Annotated in this window: 6 protein-coding genes; all 6 read right to left on the bottom strand. The window is 73.1% G+C overall.

What is annotated here, in order from left to right; all coding sequences use genetic code 11:
* Positions 1 to 18: 18 nt before the first annotated feature.
* Entirely contained in the window at positions 19 to 753 is a 735-nt protein-coding gene (locus H5J29_RS18130) for an SDR family NAD(P)-dependent oxidoreductase (protein WP_181782141.1), read from the bottom strand.
* Positions 750 to 1,505, bottom strand: a complete 756-nt coding sequence (locus H5J29_RS18135) for an SDR family NAD(P)-dependent oxidoreductase (RefSeq protein ID WP_181782142.1) — start codon at positions 1,503 to 1,505, stop codon at positions 750 to 752. The genes H5J29_RS18130 and H5J29_RS18135 overlap by 4 nt, the downstream gene beginning before the upstream one ends.
* Before the next feature lie 117 nt (positions 1,506 to 1,622).
* Positions 1,623 to 4,865 (bottom strand): bifunctional cytochrome P450/NADPH--P450 reductase, encoded by a 3,243-nt coding sequence (locus tag H5J29_RS18140; protein ID WP_181782143.1) that lies wholly within the window; start codon positions 4,863 to 4,865, stop codon positions 1,623 to 1,625.
* Positions 4,862 to 5,575, bottom strand: a complete 714-nt coding sequence (locus tag H5J29_RS18145; protein WP_181782144.1) for a hypothetical protein — start codon at positions 5,573 to 5,575, stop codon at positions 4,862 to 4,864. Before H5J29_RS18145 ends, H5J29_RS18140 begins: the two co-directional genes overlap by 4 nt.
* Positions 5,553 to 5,723 (bottom strand): hypothetical protein, encoded by a 171-nt coding sequence (locus H5J29_RS18150; protein WP_181782145.1) that lies wholly within the window; start codon positions 5,721 to 5,723, stop codon positions 5,553 to 5,555. Before H5J29_RS18150 ends, H5J29_RS18145 begins: the two co-directional genes overlap by 23 nt.
* 62 nt (positions 5,724 to 5,785) lie before the next feature.
* Positions 5,786 to 6,006 (bottom strand): helix-turn-helix domain-containing protein (locus H5J29_RS18155; RefSeq protein ID WP_181782146.1); only part of this gene is annotated, 221 nt, incomplete at its 5' end.

A 6,006-nucleotide genomic window follows, 5' to 3' on the forward strand; every position in this document is an offset into this window, starting at 1 on the left:
CACGACCCACACCGGCGGTCAGGCCCGCCAGAGGTGCGGGCCGGGGCGGGTCATCGGGATGCTCGGCACCACGACCGAGCGGCCGAGCCGGGTCAGGGCCACCACCAGCTCCGCGACGTCGGCGGCGTCGATCATCGCCTCGGGCGCGACCTGGTCCGCGAGGGGCGCGGTCATGTCCGTGGCCACATAGCCGGGACAGACCGCCGTCGCCGTGACCCCGCCCTCGGACTCCTCGGTGTTCAGCGTCTCGCACAGCGAGGTCAGCGCGGCCTTGCTCGCTCCGTAGGCCGAGTTGAGCGGCTCGCCCGCGACCCCGGTCAGCGAGGACACCGCGATCACCTTCGCCGTGCCACGCTCGCCGGCGGCGGACGTCCGCAGCGTCGGCAGCAGCCGCTGGACCAGCACGAAGGCCGACCGGACGTTGACCGCGTAGAGCTTGTCGAACCGGCGGGCCGGGAAGTCCGCGATCGCGCCGATCGAACCCATCCCGGCGTTGAGCACCAGGGCGTCGACCCGGCCGAACGCCTCGACGTGGGCGTCGGCGAGCGCGAGAACCTCCTCCTCGCTCCCCATGTCGGCGGTCACCGCCCGGACCGTCCCGCCGTGGCCTGCCAGCGCCGCGGCCCGCTCCTGGAGCGGGCCGGCCGAGCGGGCGCTCACCGTCAGGTCCCACCCGGCGGTGGCCAGCTTCTCGGCGATCAGGGCGCCGATCCCGCGCGAGGCCCCGGTGACCAGGGCGGCGGGGGCCGTCATCGCGGCGCCATCCGGATCGCGCCGTCCAGCCGGATCGTCTCGCCGTTGAGCATCGGGTTGGCGACGACGTGCGCCACCAGGTCCGCGTACTCGCTCGGCTCGCCGAGCCGGGAGGGATGGGGGACCTGGGACTCCAGCGAGGCGCGGGCCTCGTCGGACAGGCCGCGCAGGATGGGGGTGGCGAACATGCCCGGCGCGATCGTCACGACCCGGATCAGCACGCTCGCCAGGTCGCGGGCGATCGGCAGGGTCATCCCCACGATCCCGCCCTTCGAGGCCGAGTACGACGCCTGCCCGATCTGCCCGTCGAAGGCCGCGACGGACGCGGTGTTCACGACGACTCCGCGCTCGCCGTCGACCTCGTCGGTGCGGGCGATGGCCTCGGCGGCCAGCCGGATCACGTTGAACGTCCCGACGAGGTTGATCTCCACGACGCGGGCGAACCGCGCCAGGTCGAGGGGCCCGCTCCGGGACAGCGTCCGGGCCGGGTCGCCGATGCCGGCGCAGTTCACCGCCACCCGCAGCGGTCCCCGCTCGCCCGCCACCGCCACCGCCGCCGCGACCTGCTCGGGATCGCGGACGTCCGCGGGCGCGAACACCGCGCCGACCTTCTCCGCCACCGCCGTCCCGTCCGACGACGGGAGGTCGACGAGCACGACCTCCGCCCCCTCGGCCACCAGGCGTTCGGCCGTGGCCAGCCCGAGCCCCGACGCCCCTCCCGTGACCAGCGCCACCGCTCCCCGTACCCGCACCGCACTCCCTCCGCCGCGCCCGGCGACCCGGGCGTCGTCCAGGACGGTTCCAGGGCCGGGGCGGCCCCGGTTGTCGCAGTACGGGTCACCGCTCCGGCACTCCTCGGCGGCCGGGGGTCAGCGGGCGTCCGTCTCCCCCCAGATGTCCTCGAGGTAGCGGTCCTGGGCGCGCAGGCCCGCCAGCCACGTGTCCCCGGCGGTCTCCGAGCCGCCGGTCCGGGCGCGGTAGACCTCGGTCAGGGCCGCGCGCACGCCGGGGGCCATCGTGGCAGCGTTGCCGCAGACGTAGACGATCGCACCCTGTTCCAGCAGGTCCCAGACCTGCTCCTGCTCCGCCGCGATCGCGTGCTGGACGTACTTCCGCCCCGACTCGGTCGCCCGCGAGAAGGCGGTGTGCAGCCGCGCGACCCCCGCCGCCTCGTAGCCCTTGAGCTCGTCGGCGTAGAGGAAGTCGGTGTCCGGGGTGCGACAGCCGAAGAACAGCAGCGACTCCGCGACGGGCACCCCCCTGTCCTTCAGCGCGGCCCGCTCCTGGAGGAACCCACGGAAGGGCGCCAGCCCGGTCCCGGCGCCGACCATGATCATCGGGATGTGCGGGTTCTCCGGCGGGCGGAACGGGATCCGCGGCCTGCGCACGAAGACGAACACCGTGCTCTCCGGCCCGGCCTGCTCGAGGTGCCCCGAGCACACGCCGGTGAAGGTCCCCTCGCCACGGCGCGCGGGCCCGCGCAGCAGCCCGACGGTCACGTCGCAGGACTTCGTGACGGCCGGCGAGGAGGAGATCGAGTAGTACCGCGGTCGGAGCGGGGGCAGCAGGTCGAGGTAGGCGTGGAAGGGCAGGTCGCAGGACGGGAACTCGTCGAGCAGGTCGAGCAGGGTCGCCCGGCGCGCCCCGACGCGCTCGCGGTAGCGGGCCACGCCGTCGTCGTCGAGCGTCGAGAGGCCGAGCAGCTCCTCGCGCTGCACCGGGTCCGACGTGTAGCCGGCCAGGACCGCGATGTCCGAGCGGCTCGCCACGTCCTGCAGCTCGACGCAGCTGCCGAGGATCCCCAGCAACGGCGCGGGCTCGTCGATCGGTAGGTGCGTGTACGAGCTGCCCGCCTGGCTGATCGTGAGGTAGGTGCCCGCGTCGAGCCCGAACCTCGCGATCACCCGGCGGATGATCGGCCAGCCGTTGCGCGGCAGGACACCGAGATGGTCCCCGGTCGAGTACTCCAGGCCCGGCGGCAGCGCGATCTCGACGTGCCGGGTGGAGGTGCCCGCCCCGGCGCCGTTGAGCTCGCGGTTCACCAGCACCGTGGCGGGCAGGGCCCGGTAGGACATCACCAGCGGGTTGGTGGTCTGCCGGTTGGTCATGGTGACGTGCAGGCGCTCGGTCGCCTCGGCGGCGCCCGCGCTCTGCTCGTCGAGGCCCAGCGCCTCGGTCAGCGCGGGCCAGAGCTCGGCGTACCACCGCTGGTACTGGCCGTCGAAGTCCGAGCGGGCGTCGCCCTCGCCGCGCGGCCGGATCCGGCTGCCGCCGTGCGCCGCCAGCGCGGTGTCGATCAGGGTCGGCACGGCCTGGTAGGTCGAGGCCCAGTCCATGTTGCCGCAGCCGAACACGGCGAACGCCAGCCCGGCGGCGGCGTCGGCCTTCGTGTCCGCCGCCTGGATCCAGCGGCAGAACCGCTCGGCGTTGTCCGGCGGCTGCCCGTTGTACGAGGCGCACACGACGACCAGCGCACCCGTGCTCGGCAGCTCGCCGACATGGTCGTCGAGAGCCCCGAGGGTCACCGCGAAGCCGCGTTCGGCGCCGTCCTGCGCGATGCGCGTGGCGATGCCCTCGGCCGTGCCGAGGTTCGAGCCGAACAGCACCGTCAGCGGGGTGTTGTGCCGGTCGCCCATCGGGAGCAGGCGCGGGGCGGGCCGCTCGGTGAGGGTGCCGCCCGTGACCTGCGGCGGGGCCGGGGTGGTGCCGGTGGTCCGGCCGGTCCGCGGGCGCAGGGCGATCCGCAGGCCCTCCGGCTTGAGGGTCAGCGCCTCCTTGATCCGCAGTCGGTAGTCGAACTCGTCCACCAGCTCGAAGCGCTGCAGCAGCATGCCGAGGACCAGCACGGCCTCCTGCATGGCGAACTGCCGCCCGATGCACGCGCGCTGCCCGGCGCCGAACGGCCGGAACGCGTTCGGCGGGATCGCGGCGCGGGTCTCGGGGCGGAAGTGGTCGGGATCGAACTCCTCGGCGTTCTCGCCCCAGACCGACGGGAGCCGGTGCAGCATCGGGGTCAGCGCGGTGAGCGAGGTGCCCTTCGGGATCGCGTACCCGCCGAGCACGACGTCCTCGTAGGGGTAGCGCGTGAACGCGGGCGCGGTCGGCCACAGCCGCAGGATCTCGTTGAGGATCTGCGTGACGTAGGTGAGCCCCTGGACCTGCTGGTAGGTCGGCGTCACCGCCAGGTCGGTGCCCAGGACGCGGTCGACCTCCTCGTTCGCCCTGGCCACGACCTCGGGTGCCTTGAGCAGGTAGGACACGGCGAAGGAGAGCAACCCGCTGGTCGTCTCGTGGCCCGCGACGAGGAAGGTGTTGCACTGGGCGATGATGTTGGCGTCGGAGAGCTTCTCGCCACTGCGCTTGTCCACCCCGTGCAGCATGCAGCTGAGCAGGTCCTGGTGGTCGGCGGCGTCGCCCGCCTTGCGTCGCTCGGCGATGATCGACGCGACGACGCTCTCCATGTAGGCGACGTCCGCCTCCATCCGCCGCGCGGCCCGCCTGCGCAGTGCCCGCTGCACCTTGAGCTGCCGGGCTTGGGTCTGGGACTCGGTGAGCATCCCGAGCATCGCCTCGACGAACGGGTGCTGGTCCTCGCGGTAGAACGAGTTGAAGCGGTAGCCGAACCCGCACAGGGCGATCGTGTCGAGGGTCAGCCGGGTCATGTCCGCGGTGACGTCGACCGGTTCGCCGGGGTTGAGCCGGTCCCACTTCTGCATCAGCTGTCCGGCGATGTCGACCATCATCGGCAGGTAGCCCTGCATCGCCTGCTGGCTGAAGTTGGGGAGCAGGATGTTGTGCGCCTGCTGCCAGTCCGGGTCGTCGGTGTCCGCGGTGAACAGCCCGGCGCTCGGCCGGAGCTCCCGGATGATCCGCTGCGAGACGCCGACGAACTTGTCGAAGCGGGTGTCGTCGCAGAGCTGGTCGACCTCGTCCAGACCGGAGACGACGAACCGGTCGCCGAACGGGGTCCGGAGCCGGAGCATCGGGCCGTACTCCCGGGTCAGGTCCATCAGCGTCTGCATGGTGTGTCCGGCGGGGATGTCGAACATGTTCCCGACGAGCGGGAGGCCCTTCGGGCCCGGGATCTCGTCGGCGCTGCGGGCGGTCGTCATGCGACACCTTCCTGGTCGGGGTTCGTGGAGCGGCTCGTGACCAGCACCATCGCGCTGATCAGCAGGACCCAGGCGGGGAACACGAGGACGACGGCGGGGTTGAACGTCGTCGCGAGGAGCAGGACGGCCGCCAGCAGGTAGCCGACGACGGCGGCCCAGCGGGGGAGCAGGCCGGCCTTGGCGAGCAGGGTGGTCGAGGTGATCGCGTACATGCCGGCGCCGCGGATCGCGTAGACGAAGACGATCCCGTAGCCCAGCCCGGACAGCGACCGGGCGATCCCGACGGACGGCAGGGGCGCGTTCGTGAGGTCCATGAGCAGGGCCGTCGCGCCCGCCGCCCCGGTGCCGACGAACAGCAGCACCACGAACATGATCCCGGACAGCAGCTGCAGCCCGTCCGGGATGGCCGAGGGCGTGGGCGTCCGGGCGCGGACCAGCAGCCGCAGCGTCGTGAGGTGCCAGAGGAAGGCGATCCCGGCGAAGGGGACGAGGGTGGTGCCGATCGTGACGAGCGTTCTCCCGCCGCCGTCGGCGTAGAACGCGGCGTAGTCCGCGTCCGCCACCCCGAGGCCGGGGGAGGTGTGCAGCAGCACCAGCGCGGCCACGAACAGGCCCACGAACAGCAGGCCGGTCGCCGCGGTGAGCCTGGCGTGGCCCGTCGCGCCGTCGGCGGGGGTCGGGCGCAGGTCAGTCCGCGGGTGCTCGGTCATCGGTTCCCCCTGTGTCCGGACCGAGGTCCAGGTCCTCCAGCAGGCGCAGCAGGTCGAGCAGGCCCGCGAACGGGCGGCCCGCGTCGTCCGGGGCGTGGACGGTGCCCTCGAGTCGTCCGTCGGCGGCTCGGAACAGATCGACGGTCACGCGCATCGCCCCTCCTCGCCGAGGGGGACCAGGATGGCGGCGCCGCCCGGCCGGTGGTCCTGTCAGGACCTTCCAGCAGACCTTCCAGTCAGCTGCGCGGCGAGCTCGCGGCGCGAGGAGATGCCGAGCTTCGCGTAGATGTTGCTGAGGTGGAACGCCACGGTCCGGCCGGTGATGAACAGCTCGGCCCCGGTCTCGCTGTTGGTGCGGCCGCGGGCCACCGCGCGTGCCACGGCCAGCTCCTGGGTGGTCAGCCCGAGTGGGTCGCCCGCCGCGGGCGGGT

This window comes from Pseudonocardia pini (assembly GCF_013870575.1).
Taxonomy (GTDB): domain Bacteria; phylum Actinomycetota; class Actinomycetes; order Mycobacteriales; family Pseudonocardiaceae; genus Pseudonocardia; species Pseudonocardia pini.

Bases quoted from the DNA above. Each gene is read 5' to 3' on its own strand.
- H5J29_RS18140 (WP_181782143.1), bottom strand. From the start codon at position 4,865: ATGACGACCGCCCGCAGCGCCGACGAGATCCCGGGCCCGAAGGGCCTC.
- H5J29_RS18145 (WP_181782144.1), bottom strand. From the start codon at position 5,575: ATGACCGAGCACCCGCGGACTGACCTGCGCCCGACCCCCGCCGACGGC.
- H5J29_RS18130 (WP_181782141.1), bottom strand. From the start codon at position 753: ATGACGGCCCCCGCCGCCCTGGTCACCGGGGCCTCGCGCGGGATCGGC.